Below are 14,872 nucleotides of genomic sequence, written 5' to 3' on the forward strand. Positions count from 1 at the left end.
CCCTGCGAGACAGAACACGAGGGACAGGACGCGCGCGTATGGACGAGGGTCGGTGGACAACAGTCACCGAGTCGAGTTTCGAGCACGAGCGCCGGGGGCTGGAAGCGATCCGGACGCAGTTGCCGAATGTCGATCCGTGGTTCGCCTGGTCGAACTTCACTTTCACCGCGGACACCGGTCACATCCGCGAGGTCGATCTGCTGGTGATCGCCCCGAACGGGGTGCACATGATCGAACTCAAGGACTGGGGCGGGCGCCTGTCCGCGGAGGGTACCGACTGGGTCCAGACGAACAAGCGCGGCGACCGCCGGGCGTTCCGCAGCCCGCTGCACCTGGTGAATCAGAAGAGCAAGGAACTGGCAAGCCTGCTCGCCAACAATGGAACTCGTGTTTTCGTGAGCTCGGCCGTCTGCCTGACCAACCAGGGCCTGCGGTTCGATCTTTCGGCGGGTGATCGCGCCAACACCCACACGGTGAAGGAGCTGCTGGACCGGCTCAACGCCCCGGTCACCGACGCCAAGCGCCGGATCGATGCGCGCCTGGCACGCAAGATCAAGAAGGCGTTCGAGGACGCGGGTGTCCGGCGAAGCGACGCCGAGTTCACTGTCGGCCCGTACCTGTTGCAGCGCAAGCCGATCGATGCGGGCCCTACGTGGCAGGACTACCTTGCGGTCCACTCCGAGCTGCGTGAACCCGTGCGCGTGCGCGTCTATCTGCGTGAGCGCGGCGCCGACGAGGAATCGCGGCGTTCGGTGGACGCCGCGGCCCGCCGTGAAGCTGCCGTATTGCGGCGATTCCGGCATCCGGGCGCAGTCCAGCTGGAGCATTTCGATTCTTCCGGCCACTCTGCGGGCCCGGCGCTCATATTCCGGTACCACCCGGACACGGTGCATCTGGAGGAGTACCTCGCACGCTATGGCGAATCGCTCGACATCGGCGATCGGATCGAGCTGGTGCGACAGCTTGCCGAGACGCTTCGCTCAGCGCACTCCTCACGCTTGTACCACCGCGCCCTCGCCGCACGGTCGATTCATGTGATTCCCCGTGGCGGTGCGAACGAAACCCAGCGGTGGCGCACGCCACTGTTGCAGATCTCCGATTGGCAGGTCGCCACCCAGCGTGCCGCGGGCACGTCCATGTCCATGACTCGTCACGCGCCGACATTGCTTTCGGCACAGCACCTTTCGTCCGAGACCGACGCTTACCTCGCCCCCGAAGCGGCCGCCAGCTCACCCGACCCGATCGCCATGGACGTCTACGGTCTCGGCATGCTCACCTACCTGCTGGTGACCGGGAAAGCTCCGGCTACCACTCAGGCTGAGCTGTTGGCGCGATTCGAGGCCGGAGAGGAACTGCGGCCGAGCGCCCTGATCGATGACCTGCCCCAAGACGTAGACCTGTTGGTTGCAGCCGCGACGGACTACCGTCCCGCGCGCCGACTCACCTCGATAGCTGAATTCATCGAGGTACTCGAGGACGTCGAGGACGCCCTCACCTCGCCGGACGAGTCCGAAACCGACACCCCGGACACGGATCCGCTCGAGGCGGTTCGCGACGACGTTCTGGGTGGACGGTGGCAAGTCCGACGCCGTCTCGGCACAGGCTCGACGAGCCGTGCCCTTCTCGTCCGCGACCTACAGGCAGACTCGGACAAGCGCAAGCCCTACGCGGTTCTCAAAGTCGCGCTCTCCAATGATCGCTCCGATGTACTGACCCGCGAAGCGGGTGTTCTGCGTGGCCTGCGCCGGCATTCGGGGATCATCGACCTCGTCGATCCCGGGGTCGTCACTCTCGCCGACCGCACCACCCTGGTTCTCGAATACGTCGGCGACGAACAGGGCCTCGACGACGAATCCGGGAAGCGTCGCACCGAGGAGACGGTGGCGCGGGAACTTCGCGACAACGGTCGCCTGCAGGTGGGCCGCCTGGAAACCTACAGCGAATATTTGTTCTCCGCCTTGGACTTTCTCGAAGGCGAAGGCGTCTGGCACCGTGACCTGAAGCCGGACAATATCGCGATTCGCGTGCGACCCAATCGCACTCGCGAATTGGTTCTCATCGACTTCTCGTTGGCCGGTTACCCGGTGCAGAACACCGAAGCGGGCACCGAGGGGTATCTCGACCCGTTCATCGGCACCCTGTTGCGCGGGGTCTACGACGCGCATGCCGAGCGGTACGCGCTGGCGGTGACCCTGCACGAGATGGCCTCGGGTGAGTTGCCGCGCTGGGGCGACGGAAGTGTGCTGCCCCGTCAGCTCGATCCCGCCGAGTTCCCCTATCCCACTGTCGCCGCGGACGCGTTCGACCCGTCGGTGCGCGACGGCTTGGTGGCGTTCTTCCGCAAAGCCCTGCATCGCGATGTGGCGCAGCGCTTCTCGGATCTGAAGCCGATGCGGGATGCCTGGCGCAAGATCTTCCTCGACATGACCCGCTCGGTGCCGTCACGACCGTTGAGCGCGCACCCAGCGCTGCCCGTCGATGTCGACGAGGTATCGCCAGAGGATCAGCGGCGCCAGATTGCCGATCAGGCCACCGTCGACACCCATCTGTCGCAAGCCGGGCTGACGGCGGCGACTGAGCAGTTCCTCTACGGCCTGGGCGTCAACACCGTCGGCGAGCTGCTCGACTACGGCCGGGGCAAACTGATCAACGCACCGGGGCTCGGCGCACGAACCCGTCGCGAAATTCAGGACCGGCTCCGGGACTGGGGCCGTCGTCTGGGCAAGGAAGAACCCGCACCGCTCACCCCGGAAGCAAGGAAAGAGGCGAAAGCCGAGCTCACCGCCGCGGGAACGGATCTCAGCTCGGGCCTGCTGAGCACGCTCAGTCTGGATGCCCTCGCCGCCGGCTTCGTTCCTGAACGCAACAACAATGGTGCCAAGGTCGACGCGGTTTCCCGGTTGCTGCGTATTCCAGGTGCGGGCGATCTTCCCGAACTCGATGCGTGGCCGACCCAGGCTGCGGTGGCCGCGACCCTCGGTCTCACGTCCGGCCGGGTCGCGCAGTTGTTGAAGGCCCAGCGGAAGCAGTGGAAGGACAGCCCGGCGGTACAAGCTCTGCGCGCGCAGGTGCTCGAACTGTTGGAGGGATTCGGAAGGGTCGCCGCCGCAACCGAACTCGCCGACGCACTGATCGCGCGTCGAGGTACCCGCCTGCACGACCGGGCACAGCGCCGAGCGCTTGGTTTGGCCGCGGTGCGCGTGGTGGTGGAGGTCGAGCAGCTCGCCCCGGAAGACGCCTCGATCTACGTCGCCCAGAAGCGCGATACCGGCGCCAACCCGGTCGTCGTCTTGGCGTTGGAAACTGACGGGACAGGCGATCTCGATCTTCCCGGCGCCCACGCCCTCGCGCATTACGTCCTGCGACTGGGCAAGGCCGCCGATGCCCTCGCACAGGAGGAAACCCTCCCGACGGCAGCGACCGTTCTCGACCGTCTGGGTGCGATCGACCCGCCGCAGGGCGCCTCGACATTGGACGAACGTCGGCTGGTGCAGGTGGCGGCCAGCGCCTCCCGCAATGCCGCGGTGACCCCGCGTCTCGAGATCTATCCCCGTGATCTGCAGCTGGTGCGCGCGGTCCGCCTGACTCAGGCCGGCTTGCTGACCCTGACCCCGGGCGTGCCGCTGGAGCAGCAGGTCGGCCTGCTGCCGCGAATCGTTTTCGACCGCATCCTGGCGCGGTTCCCCGAACTGGTGATCGAAGGCAGCGACGGTGACCTGCCCACCACGGCGCTGACAAAAGCCCTGCGCGAGGCCGGTTTCGGTCTGGTCGTCGCCACCCACAAGGTGTCGCGAATCCAGCGCTACATCCCCGAACATGCCGACCAGAACTCCAGCTACACCGCACATGCCCCGCGCTGGACGACGGCCGTCAATTCCCACGCCCTGAGCCGATACTCCGACGACCCCCACCTGGCCAAGGCCGCACGGGCGGAGGAACTGCTCACCGGTGCCGCCCCGCGCGACGGTTTCCGGGTGCTCACCGCGCCGATCATGCGCAACGACGAGCAGAAGCGACCCAACGCCGCCGCGGAATTGCGCGACCGCTTCGCTGCCCGCCCGCTGTCGGCGACAGCGCTGTTCCTGGCCACCATGCATGACCTGGTCCCGCCCGATACCAAACCCAGCTGGGAAACCATCCTGCGCGCCGACATCGCACCGCCCGGCTCCAAAGCCGCGCTGAAGTTCTCGGAGTACACGCGCACCGCGTGGGGCCGGATCGAGGCCGAGTTGGCCGACAATATCGCCGGTAACGGCCCGCTGTTGCTCACCGACACTCTGGTGTTCGCCCGCTATGACGCGATGGGTGTGCTCGGTCGTCTCGCCGAGCAGGCCCGTCGCGGCAAGGGCGGTCTGTGGCTGTTGTGCCCGCAGTCCGACCCGATGCGTCCGCCGCACCTGGGTGCGGTTGCCGTGCCGTATCAGTCCGCTCTCAACGAGTGGATCCCTCTCCCCGCCTCGTGGATCGAGAACGTCCATCGGGCAGGCACCTCGAACGACACAGGAGTCTCCGCATGATCGACCGCACCGCATTGCTCACCGACCTGAAGAAGCAGGTCACCGCGGTGGAGGCCGACCTGAACCAGCAGCTGCGCGCCCTGCCCGAGGTCAAAGCCCGCCTCCACGACGAGTGGGCCCACGCCCGAAAACTCAACCGCACCGCAGCCACCGAAACCTCCTGGCTCGATGAACGCATCACCCAGGTCGCCGTCGCCTGGGTCCTCGGCACCGTCTTCGTCCGCTTCTGCGAAGACAACCGCCTCATCCCCGAGCCCTACCTCACCGGCCCCACCGACGACCGCCGCGAACTCGCCCAGGCCCGCTACGACGCCTACGTCGAATCCGACCCCGACCCCACGTACCGCGGCTGGCTCGAAACCGCCTTCGCCGAACTCGGCGCGGGCCAAGCGGGCAAACTCCTGTTCGACCCCGCCCACAACGCCCTCTACCAAATCCCCGTCTCCCACGACGGCGCCCGCGACCTCATAGAATTCTGGCGCACCCGAGACGAGCACGGCACCCTCGTCCACAACTTCACCGACCCCCTCGACGAAGACGGCATCAACGGCTGGGACACCCGCTTCCTCGGCGACCTCTACCAAGACCTCTCCGAAGACATCCGCAAGAACTACGCCCTCCTCCAAACCCCCGAATTCGTCGAAGAATTCATCCTCGACCGCACCCTCGGACCCGCCATCCGCGAGTTCGGCTACGCCGATATCAAACTCATCGACCCCACCTGCGGATCAGGGCATTTCGTCCTCGGCGCATTCAAGCGCCTCAATGAACGTTGGACAACGGACCAGCCAACCAAGGAACGCCACGAACGAGTTCAAGCCGCACTCAACTCCGTCCACGGAGTAGACCTCAACCCCTTCGCCATCGCCATCGCCCGGTTTCGTTTGCTAGTTTCTGCGATGGCCGCAGCCAACGTTCGAACACTTGCAGATGCCGCACGGTACGACTGGCCGATCAAGCTTGCCGTAGGTGACTCGCTGATCAAGGCTCGACAGTTGGAGCTAAGCCTCGATGGCGAAGTTGGCGACCCACTGGCCGAGTTTTCTTATGCCACTGAAGATGTGCAGGACTACCCAGGGATCCTGCAGCCAGGCACCTACCACGTTGTGGTTGGCAATCCGCCATATATCACCGTCAAAGACAAGAATCTCAACGAAATCTACCGAGGCCTCTATAAGGCGTGCTCTGGCACATACGCCCTATCGGTGCCTTTCGCGCAACGCTTCTTCGAGCTCTCCAAGATGGGCACAACGGACGGCCATGGATTCGGTCGAGTTGGGCAGATCACTGCAAATTCTTTTATGAAGCGAGAGTTCGGAACAAAGCTCATCGAAGAGTACTTCGCCCACTCCGTCGAGCTTACCGAGGTTATCGATACATCCGGCGCATACATTCCCGGCCACGGGACACCGACGGTAATTCTTGTCGGCACTCGCAAATCCGGTCGAATCCGTCAACCATTGATACTAACTGTGCGTAGCGTGCAGGGCGAGCCAAAAGCACCCGAAATCCCGGACCAAGGGCTCGTCTGGCGAGCTATCGTAAATCAAGTCACGCAAACCGAACCCAGTGTAAGCCAGTGGGTTTCCGTCGACCACCTCGATCGAGGGCGTTTTGCGAAACAGCCATGGATCTTGGCAGATGGCGGCCAGGAAATGGTCGCCCAGCTAAATTCGGCGGCGTTGACCAAACTTGGTTCCATGATCGACGTAATCGGAAGAACAACCCATACTGGACTAGACGATGCTTACTATCTAGCCTTTGGCGCCGCCGAATCACGCCGAATGGCATCTTCTTGTGTCCCGGTAGTATTGGGCGATACAGTCCGAGACTTCGCTATCAAACCATCTACTGCGACTTACTTCCCCTACGACGAACTCGGAAACCCGCGTCCCATATCGGCACACGAAGAGCGATTCCTGTGGCCGAATCGGACTGTCCTTCGCCGCCGCATCGACTTCGGACAAACTCCTGAACAACGGGGCCTACGATGGTTCGACCACAGCATGTTCTTTGCCAAGCGGTACCGCTCGCCACTATCGATCCCTTTTGCGTTTGTAGCAACGCACAACCATTTCGTCCTGGACCGGGGCGGGAAGGTGTTCAACCGTTCCGCGCCGGTGATCAAGTTGCCGGAGGGGGCGAGCGAGGAGGAGCATCTGCGGCTGCTCGGGCTGCTCAACAGCTCCACCGCCTGCTTCTGGCTCAAGATGGTAAGCCACAGCAAGGGCAACGGCGGCATTGGCGGCGGGATCTCAGACGAGTTTTGGGAACATCGATTCGAGTTCACCGGCACTAAGCTGGAGGAATTCCCACTTCCAAGCAGATTTCCCACAGGGCTCGCGACTGAACTCGACCGACTTGCCGCGGAACTCGACAAAACTAGCCCAAATTCAATTTGCAGCAACTTCACGCCCACAGCCGGCATTCTGCGTGACGGCAAAGCGCTTTGGCAGTCACTTCGCGCTCGGATGATCAGCCTCCAGGAGGAGTTGGATTGGCAGGTTTATTCCATCTATGGCCTTCAGAGTTCAGAACTCGCCGCTAGTGACACAGAAGTGCCTGACCTTAGCCTGGGTGAGCGCGCATTCGAGATCGCCCTCGCGCGCCGACTCGAACGGGGAGAAGCATCTGACGAATGGTTTGTCCGTCACGGCGGTACACCGACCACTGAGATCCCTAGCTCTTGGCCTGAATCGTACCGAGAAGTAGTCCAGAAACGGCTCGATACAATCGATTCGAACCGGGCGGTCGGCATGATCGAGCGCCCGGAGTACAAGCGCCGTTGGCGCTCCGATGGATGGGACGCTCTCCAGGAGGCCGCTCTCCGCTCCTGGCTTCTGGACCGAATGGAATCGCGCGACCTGTGGTTCGACGACAACGACCAACCGCAGATCCTCACCCTCCCCAGGCTCACTGACCGTCTCTCCGCAGATGAGGACTTCGTCTCGGTCGCAGCGCTGTACGCGCCCCGCACCGACCTTGCGAAGGTCGTCGCGGACCTGATCACCGATCAACACGTCCCATTCATCTCAGCCCTGCGCTACAAGCCATCCGGCTTGAAGAAGCGCAAGGACTGGGAACACGTCTGGGACATGCAGCGCAAGGAAGATGCCATGCCCGATGGGGCGGCGAAGAACGACTTCCGTAAGACCATCCCGGTCCCACCCAAATACACCTCCGCCGACTTCCTGCGGACCTCCTTCTGGCAGGCCCGCGGCAAACTCGACGTCCCCAAGGAACGCTTCATCTCCTACGGCTCCACCAACGTCGCAACCCCGGAGCTCTACGGCTGGGCAGGCTGGGACCACCGTGAACAGGCAATGGCGATCGCGATCTATCTCGCCGACAACGCCCTCTCCACCGAAGAGATCACCCCATTCCTGGCAGGCCTGCTCGAACTGCAACCCTGGCTGGACCAATGGCACAGCGACGTCGACCCGAACTTCGGTATCGCCCCGTCGACCTTCCTCGCCGGCGACCGCCGCGACCGCCAAGCCGAACACGGCCTCACCGACGACGATCTGCGTAACTGGCGTCCCCAACCCGCCACCCGCGGACGCCGCACAACAGCCAAACGCACCACGAACAAGACTGCAGCCCAGGGGGATAACTGATGGACGAGCGCCCACTTCTGCGCGATCTCATCGACATCAAGGAGCACATCGCCGGGTCGGATTATGTGCTCGCGCTCGCCGATGCGGTCACCGAGGAAGGTTCGACCAAAGCTGTCGAGGACTATGTGCTCACCGAGCGCCTGCTCGAGAACTTCGACCAAGCGCTCGGGCTGATCAAGTCGGCTCTCGACGGGAACACCTCCAAGCCCGCGTTTCTGCACGGTTCGTTCGGTGCCGGTAAATCGCACTTCATGGCGGTGCTCTACGCCTTGCTCTCCGGTAACCCGGTTGCCCGGTCCCGAGGCGAGTTCGATCCGCTACTCACCAAGCACGAGTGGCTGCTGTCGGACGGCAAGAAGTTCCTGATGGTGCCGTACCACATGATCGATGCGAAGGCGATGGAGCAGCGGGTGCTCGGCGGCTACGTCGACTTCGTTCGCAAGCGCCATCCCGAGGCGACTATTCCGCCGGTGTACCGCACCGATGCTTTGTTCACGAATCTGCGTGCATTGCGAAACACCTTGGGCGAGGAGAAGTTCCTCGCGGCGCTGAATACCGACCAGGCCGACGACGGCGACGACGAATGGGGTGATTCGTCAGCCTTTTGGACCACAGAGAAACTCGACACCGCCCTGGCCGCCTCGGAGGCCCACGACGGCAACAGCCTCAACCTGGTGAACCCGACCACCCCGTCGGAGTTGCGCGCCAAGCTCGTGAACGACGCGGGCACCACCCTGTTGCCCGGGTTCACCCAGTCCGCCGCCGAGGACGAGACCGGTTTCATCTCTCTCGACGCCGGCCTCAGCGTCATGGCCTCGCATGCCAAGTCGCTCGGCTACGACGGCATCATCCTCTTTCTCGACGAGCTGATTCTCTGGCTCGCAAGCTTGATCCATGACGAGAAGCGGGTAGCGCGCGAAGCCAGCAAGATCACCAACTTCCGTGAGGGCGGTGATGCCCGACGGGCGATTCCGATCGTCTCGTTCATCGCCCGCCAGCGCGACCTGCGCGAACTCGTCGGCGAGGAACTGGCAGGCGCCGCGGAGTCGGCGATCCAGGACGCGCTCAACCACGCGTCAGGCCGGTTCGACCTGATCAGCCTCGAAGACCGCAACCTGCCCCAGATCGCGCACGCCCGTCTGCTCAAACCACGCGACGACGCCGCGAAGGCACAATTCGACGCCGCCTTCGAGAAGACCAGGAAGCTCAGTCCGAAGGTGTGGGACACCTTGCTCGGCTCCGACGAGTCGACCACCGGCGCCGACGAGGCATCGTTTCGTCTGAGCTATCCGTTCTCCCCCGCGTTCCTCGACACGCTCGTGCACATCTCGGCCGCCCTGCAGCGTTCTCGTACCGGCCTGAAGCTGATGGGTCAGCTGCTCGCCGACCACCGCAACGAACTGCGACTCGGCGACCTGGTTCCGCTGGGCGACCTCTACGCGCAGCTGACTCGCGGTGGTGACCGCCCGTTCGTCGCCGACAAGAAGGTGCTCTTCGACGCCGCCGACAAGCTGTACCGGACGCGCCTGCGACCTTACTTGCTCAATACCTGCGAAGTCACCGAAGACGACATCGAGGCCTACATCAACCGGCGCGACACCATCACCGACGCCAAGCTGCTCGGCAACTGCAAGAAGTTCGTCGGCCAGAATCGTCTCGCCTGCACGGTGCTGCTCGCCGCGCTCGCACCCAGCGTTCCGGCCTTGAAGGACTTGACGATCCGCCGTCTCGGCGCACTCAATTACGGCTCGATCACCACCATGATTCCTGGTCGCGAAGAAGGCGTGATCAAGGACATGGTCGACGAATGGGCCGCTCGGTTCCCCGAGATCAAGCCCACCGGCACCGATGTCAATCCCGGTGTGCGCCTGGAACTCTCGGGTGTCGACGTGGAATCGGTGATCGCCAACGCACAGGTCAACGACAACCCGGCCAACCGGCTCGCCCTGGCCCGCGACCTGCTCGCCGAGGAGTTCGGCCTCGACCGCGCCAATGGCCGGTTCGATGCCGACGAGCTGCGGTTCGTCTGGCGTGGATCCAACCGTGTCGCCGAGGTGGTGTTCGGCAACGTCAGCGACGACGATGCCATGCCCAACCACGACCTGCAGCCGTCCATCTCCGACCGCTGGCGCATTGTCATCGATCTGCCCTACGACGAAGGTGCCCACACCCCGATCGAGGACGCCGACCGGATCCGCAGGCTCAAAGAGGAGCAGGGCGACAACCATCCCAATACCGTCGCGTGGCTGCCCACACACCTGACCAAGCCGCGTTGGGAAGACTTCCGGCGGCTGCTGGTCATCACGAAGGCCCTCGCGGACCCGCACCGGTTCGACACCCAGTATGCCCAGCACCTCAACCCGGACAACCGGGCCAGCGCCAAGCAACTGCTCGAATCACAGCGCGAGGTGCTGCGCCAGCGCGTACTCGCGACGTTCAAACAGGCCTACGGTCTTGCCGAGCGCAAGGACGACGACGTCACCAAAGATCTCGGCGAGTTGTTCCACCCCTTGCCCGACATCGACGGCCTCACCGTCCCGATCGGCCAGTCCCTGTACAACGCCATCCGCAACCTGGCGGGCAAACTCCTCGCCCATCAATACCCGGAACACCCGAACCTCGATCCCGACGGCACCGGCACCGCTGTGAAGCCGCTCGACGCGAAAGTCGTTCTCGCTCAGGTCAAGGCCGCCGCGGAAGCACGCGACGGACGATTCGAAGTACCGGCCAAAGACCGCGCGCTCATGCGCCGCATTGCCGAACCCCTCGGGCTGGGCCAGCAGAAGGAAGCTTATTTCGAGCTGTCGAAGCGGTGGGCCGACCACTTCCGTCGCGCCGCGCAGCAGCACGGCAGCACCGGCGACCTGACAGTGACCTCACTCGGCGACTGGATCGATCAGCCGCCGCGTGGTCTGGAACCCCACATCAAGAATCTCGTCATCGCCTCGTTCGCCGAGATGGACGACAGAATCTGGGTCCGCGGGGGTGTGCCGATCGACGCCCCGGAACTCACCAAGATCCAGCACGGCGACGCGCTGCGCACCCAGCCGCTGCCCAGCGAGACCGACTTCGAGGCGGCGCGCGGCCGGTTCGAGGTGATCTTCGGCGACAAAGCACCGACGCTGCTGCGCGGTGGGCCAGTCCAGCAGTTCGCTCGCCAAATCAACAGCGCCGCGATCAAATACCAGGACACCGCGGCACGCCTGGTGGAACAGCTGGAAAAGCACGCCGAATTCCTGCAGCTCGACGACAGTGAGTCCGGCGAGCGGCTCGCACTGGCCCAGCGTTCGCTCGAGCTGCTGACCACATTGGCATCCGCGGGCACAGGCGGGTCGTCCGGTGCGAAGAAGGCCGTGGAGACGCTGGCCCGTTTCGACCTGGCCGACGTCAACGCCGATCGCTATGCGACTTCGATCAAGACCGCCGAGAAGGTCACCTCCGCGCTGGCGAACACCGGGTGGCACAGCCTGGAAGACGCCAAGCTCCTCGGGCCCGACGGCGCTGCTGTGCTGGACGCCTTGCGTACGGCCGCTCGCGCCGACCAGCGCTCGGCCGACTTGGTCGAGGCCTTGCGGACGGCAAGCGCGAAGATCACGGTGATCAACCGCCGAATCCTCGAACAGCGTCGGAGAGAACAGGCCGCCGCCGAACCTGTCGTGGTCCCGACGCCGACTCCCACACCGCAGCCGAGCGCCGACGATGTCGCACTGAACACGAAATCGAGCACCCCCCCGCTCCCGGACTTCCCCACGCAGAAACCGGGCACACGCGCGGGACTGCGGGCCAACAAATACACCACGACGGCGAAGGCGGCCGCGGCCGAGTTCTCCGCGGAACTCGCCGAGCTGGCCGCGCTGGAGCCTGACGTGTCGATCGAAATCACGTGGCGGGTGCTAGACGAATGACCACTACCGAAACGACCGCACTGCGCCTCTCGCGAGCGACTGTGGCGCAGTACCTTTCGGGACACAAACGCCTCCAGTCGGAGCTCTCGACCGCCGGCGAGCCCGTCATCCTGTTGCTACGCGGCGAACCCGCGTGGGAAGGTGACGACGTTCTTGTGCTCTCCGAGCAGTGGCGCGCCCGCGTCTCGATGGCGGCTTCCCCACTCGCCGTCCACGAAACGATCCTTGCCCACGCCCGCGAGATCGCACCCGATCCACGAGTTCTCGTGGTGCTCACCGACGTCGAGGAACACGACCTCGACTCCGCCATCCTCGCCCGGGCCCACCGCGGACGCGTCTACGCGGTGGACCGGTGGGACATCGTGCGCGGATCCTTCGGCGCCACCGCGATCGACCCACGACTCAAGCGCGAGGGCTGGGCGTGCGAAGCCCTTCTCGATGCCGCCGGTGCCCAAGGCTGGCCCACAGCAATGGTCGGCCTCGACCTCTCCCGCGTGGCCGCCCTCACCGCCCTGACCAGGCGTCGGCTCCACATCCGGCCGGGGGCCGATCGCATCGACCCCGTCAGCCTCCTCGAGTGGACCCAACGACCGGGCGCGGCCGCGCAGCTCCTCGACCTGCGCGCGCCGGAACGTGAAGGGATCATCGAATTCCTCAGCGAGCCAGAACAATCCGGCGCAACCGGAACCGTGGTCGCCGCGCTGACCGCGGCCGGCCACGGTCCCGAAGCACTCGCGTACGGCCTCGTATGCGCCGCCCTGTGGCAGCACGCGGCACTGGGCAACACGGTCTACCAGGCCCGTGGTCGCGTCGAACGCTGGCTGGGCGATCCTCCGCCGGCGCAGGGCGACGTGCTCGATCGCCTGCTCGCGACGTACGGCCGTGCCTGTGAGGACTATGTTCGTGACCTCCTGGTCAAGTCGCGATCGGTTGTCGACGACGAAGCCGACGAAGCCGTGTTGACCGCGCACAAGTCCGTGAAAACCGTTCTTGCCCAGGCTGATCAGCTGGTGCGCCAATTCGGCGCGGGTGAAGCAGCTGCGCAGAGCCCTCTCCTTGCCGCCGGTCTCGCTGCACGGTTCAGTGCGGCAGGACACGCGCTCGGCAGCGGCAAGCCGGCCGAGATCGACCGAGCCGTCGACGCCCTGCGCGCACACGACCTCGCGGAGGACCATCGGGTGCGCATTACCCGAGTCCGGATGGCCCAGCGTCTGCATCGCTGGCTGCACACCGATCCCGACCCCACCGCCGATGGCAGCGTCTTGGCAGCCATGACCCGGCAGATGCAGAGCACCGCGTGGGCGGACCGTGCGCTCGACTATCTCGATGCCGGCGGTGACGACGATCCAGCGTTGCGCATCGCCTATGACAGCATCGCCACCCGAGCTCGCGCCGTCCGCCGAGAATTCGACCGCGAATTCGCGAAGACTCTCGCGGTCTGGACCGAGTCGGGCACACCGCCGGGCACCATGCTCACCGTGGAGACCTTCCTCCACCGTGTGGTTCGCCCCGTGGCCGCCGAGCACCGGGTGTTGTTGATCGTCGTCGACGGCATGAGCGCGTCGATCGCCACCGAGCTGGCCGGTGAACTGCGCACCACGTTCGCCGAACACGACCCGTTGTCCGACGGCGACCCCCGCCGCCGCTGCATGGCCGCGGCGCTGCCTAGCCTCACAGCGGTGTCGCGCACGTCGCTGTTCGCGGGCAAGCTGATGAAGGGTGACCAGAAGACCGAACAGCGACTCTTCCCCGCTCATCCTTTCTGGGGCGACAAGCGCGCCGCCGTCTTCCACAAGAACGACCTGCGCAGCAAGCCCGGTGAACGCTTCGGTTCCGACCTGAATGCCGCACTCGCCGATCCTGATTGTCATGTCGCGGTTGTTCTGAACACCATCGATGACCGCCTCGCCAAGGAGTCCAAGCTCGACGACTCCGGGTGGGAAGCTCGCGAAATCGGCGGTCTGCGCGCACTGGCCTCGGCAGCGACCGCGCAGGGCATGGTCGTGCTCATCACCAGCGATCACGGGCACGTCATCGACCGGCACAGCCAGACAGTCCCCGCCGAGGACATCCAGTCGGCGCGACACCGGCTGCCCGCCGCCGAATTCGACCGCCGCGCCGACAACGAAATCCTGCTGCACGGTCCACGGGTCGTCTGGCCGGAACCCGGCGCATCGATTGTCGCGTTGTGGGACAACGACTCTCGCTACACGGCCCAGAAAGCCGGCTACCACGGTGGCGCGGCATTGGCCGAAGTCACCATCCCGATCCTGGCCTTTCTCCCCTACGGCGCCGAGCGTCCATCCGGTTGGCGCGAACTCGGCGATCAACGCCCGACGTGGTGGCGCAACGACACCGATTCCATCGCCGAACCTCCCACGCCGACCGCGGTGAAGAAGGCGACCAAACGCGTCACCAACCGGATCACGGAGCAGGCATCCGACCAGATCACCTTCGACCTCCCGCTGCCCGCTGCACAACCACTCTCACAGCCGGAAAGGCCGGTGGACGACCTGGTCACCAGGCTCCTCGACACCGAGATATTCGCCGCACAACTCGAACAACTTGCCCGCAAACCCGCAACCTCGAAGCTCGAGAAGGCTTTGCGCGCACTCCTCGAGGGCCCCCAATCCACCACCGCCCTCGCCCAGCGCGTCGGCGACCCACCGATGCGCGCCAACAGCTTCGCCGCCATTCTCGGCCAGCTACTCAATGTGGACGGCGTACAGGTCCTGGAAATCCTCGCCGACGGCCGAACCCTGCGCCTCAACGTGGGACTACTTCGCTCTCAGTTCAACATCCTTTGAGGCTCGTCGGACGGCGCCAGCACCCT

4 protein-coding genes are annotated in these 14,872 nt (G+C 64.8%); all 4 read left to right on the plus strand.

Annotated elements, in window-relative coordinates; all coding sequences use genetic code 11:
* Positions 1-38 precede the first annotated feature (38 nt).
* From pglW to pglZ, 4 genes are read left to right on the plus strand one after another with little or no spacing between them, the layout of a single operon-like run.
* On the plus strand, positions 39-4,517 hold the full coding sequence (pglW, locus tag AB0F86_RS25935) for a BREX system serine/threonine kinase PglW (protein ID WP_356986057.1): 4,479 nt from the start codon (positions 39-41) through the stop codon (positions 4,515-4,517).
* The gene (pglX, locus tag AB0F86_RS25940) at positions 4,514-8,134 is read left to right on the plus strand and encodes a BREX-2 system adenine-specific DNA-methyltransferase PglX (RefSeq protein ID WP_356986056.1); all 3,621 of its coding nucleotides are present in this window, start codon (positions 4,514-4,516) and stop codon (positions 8,132-8,134) included. The genes pglW and pglX overlap by 4 nt, the downstream gene beginning before the upstream one ends.
* Positions 8,134-12,039 carry a phage resistance protein gene (locus AB0F86_RS25945; RefSeq protein ID WP_356986055.1) on the plus strand — a complete coding sequence of 1,302 codons (3,906 nt, stop codon included), beginning with the start codon at positions 8,134-8,136 and terminating at the stop codon, positions 12,037-12,039. The genes pglX and AB0F86_RS25945 overlap by 1 nt, the downstream gene beginning before the upstream one ends.
* Positions 12,036-14,846, plus strand: coding sequence for a BREX-2 system phosphatase PglZ (gene pglZ / locus AB0F86_RS25950; RefSeq protein WP_356986054.1), 2,811 nt, complete (start codon positions 12,036-12,038; stop codon positions 14,844-14,846). The genes AB0F86_RS25945 and pglZ overlap by 4 nt, the downstream gene beginning before the upstream one ends.
* The last annotated feature ends 26 nt before the right edge of the window (positions 14,847-14,872 follow it).

The organism is Nocardia sp. NPDC023733, assembly GCF_040639775.1.
Classification (GTDB): domain Bacteria; phylum Actinomycetota; class Actinomycetes; order Mycobacteriales; family Mycobacteriaceae; genus Nocardia; species Nocardia rosealba.

What these genes read in the sequence shown, in the direction of transcription:
- pglW (WP_356986057.1), top strand. Translation starts at nt 39, where the DNA reads ATGGACGAGGGTCGGTGGACAACAGTCACCGAGTCGAGTTTCGAGCAC.
- pglX (WP_356986056.1), top strand. Translation starts at nt 4,514, where the DNA reads ATGATCGACCGCACCGCATTGCTCACCGACCTGAAGAAGCAGGTCACC.
- AB0F86_RS25945 (WP_356986055.1), top strand. Translation starts at nt 8,134, where the DNA reads ATGGACGAGCGCCCACTTCTGCGCGATCTCATCGACATCAAGGAGCAC.
- pglZ (WP_356986054.1), top strand. Translation starts at nt 12,036, where the DNA reads ATGACCACTACCGAAACGACCGCACTGCGCCTCTCGCGAGCGACTGTG.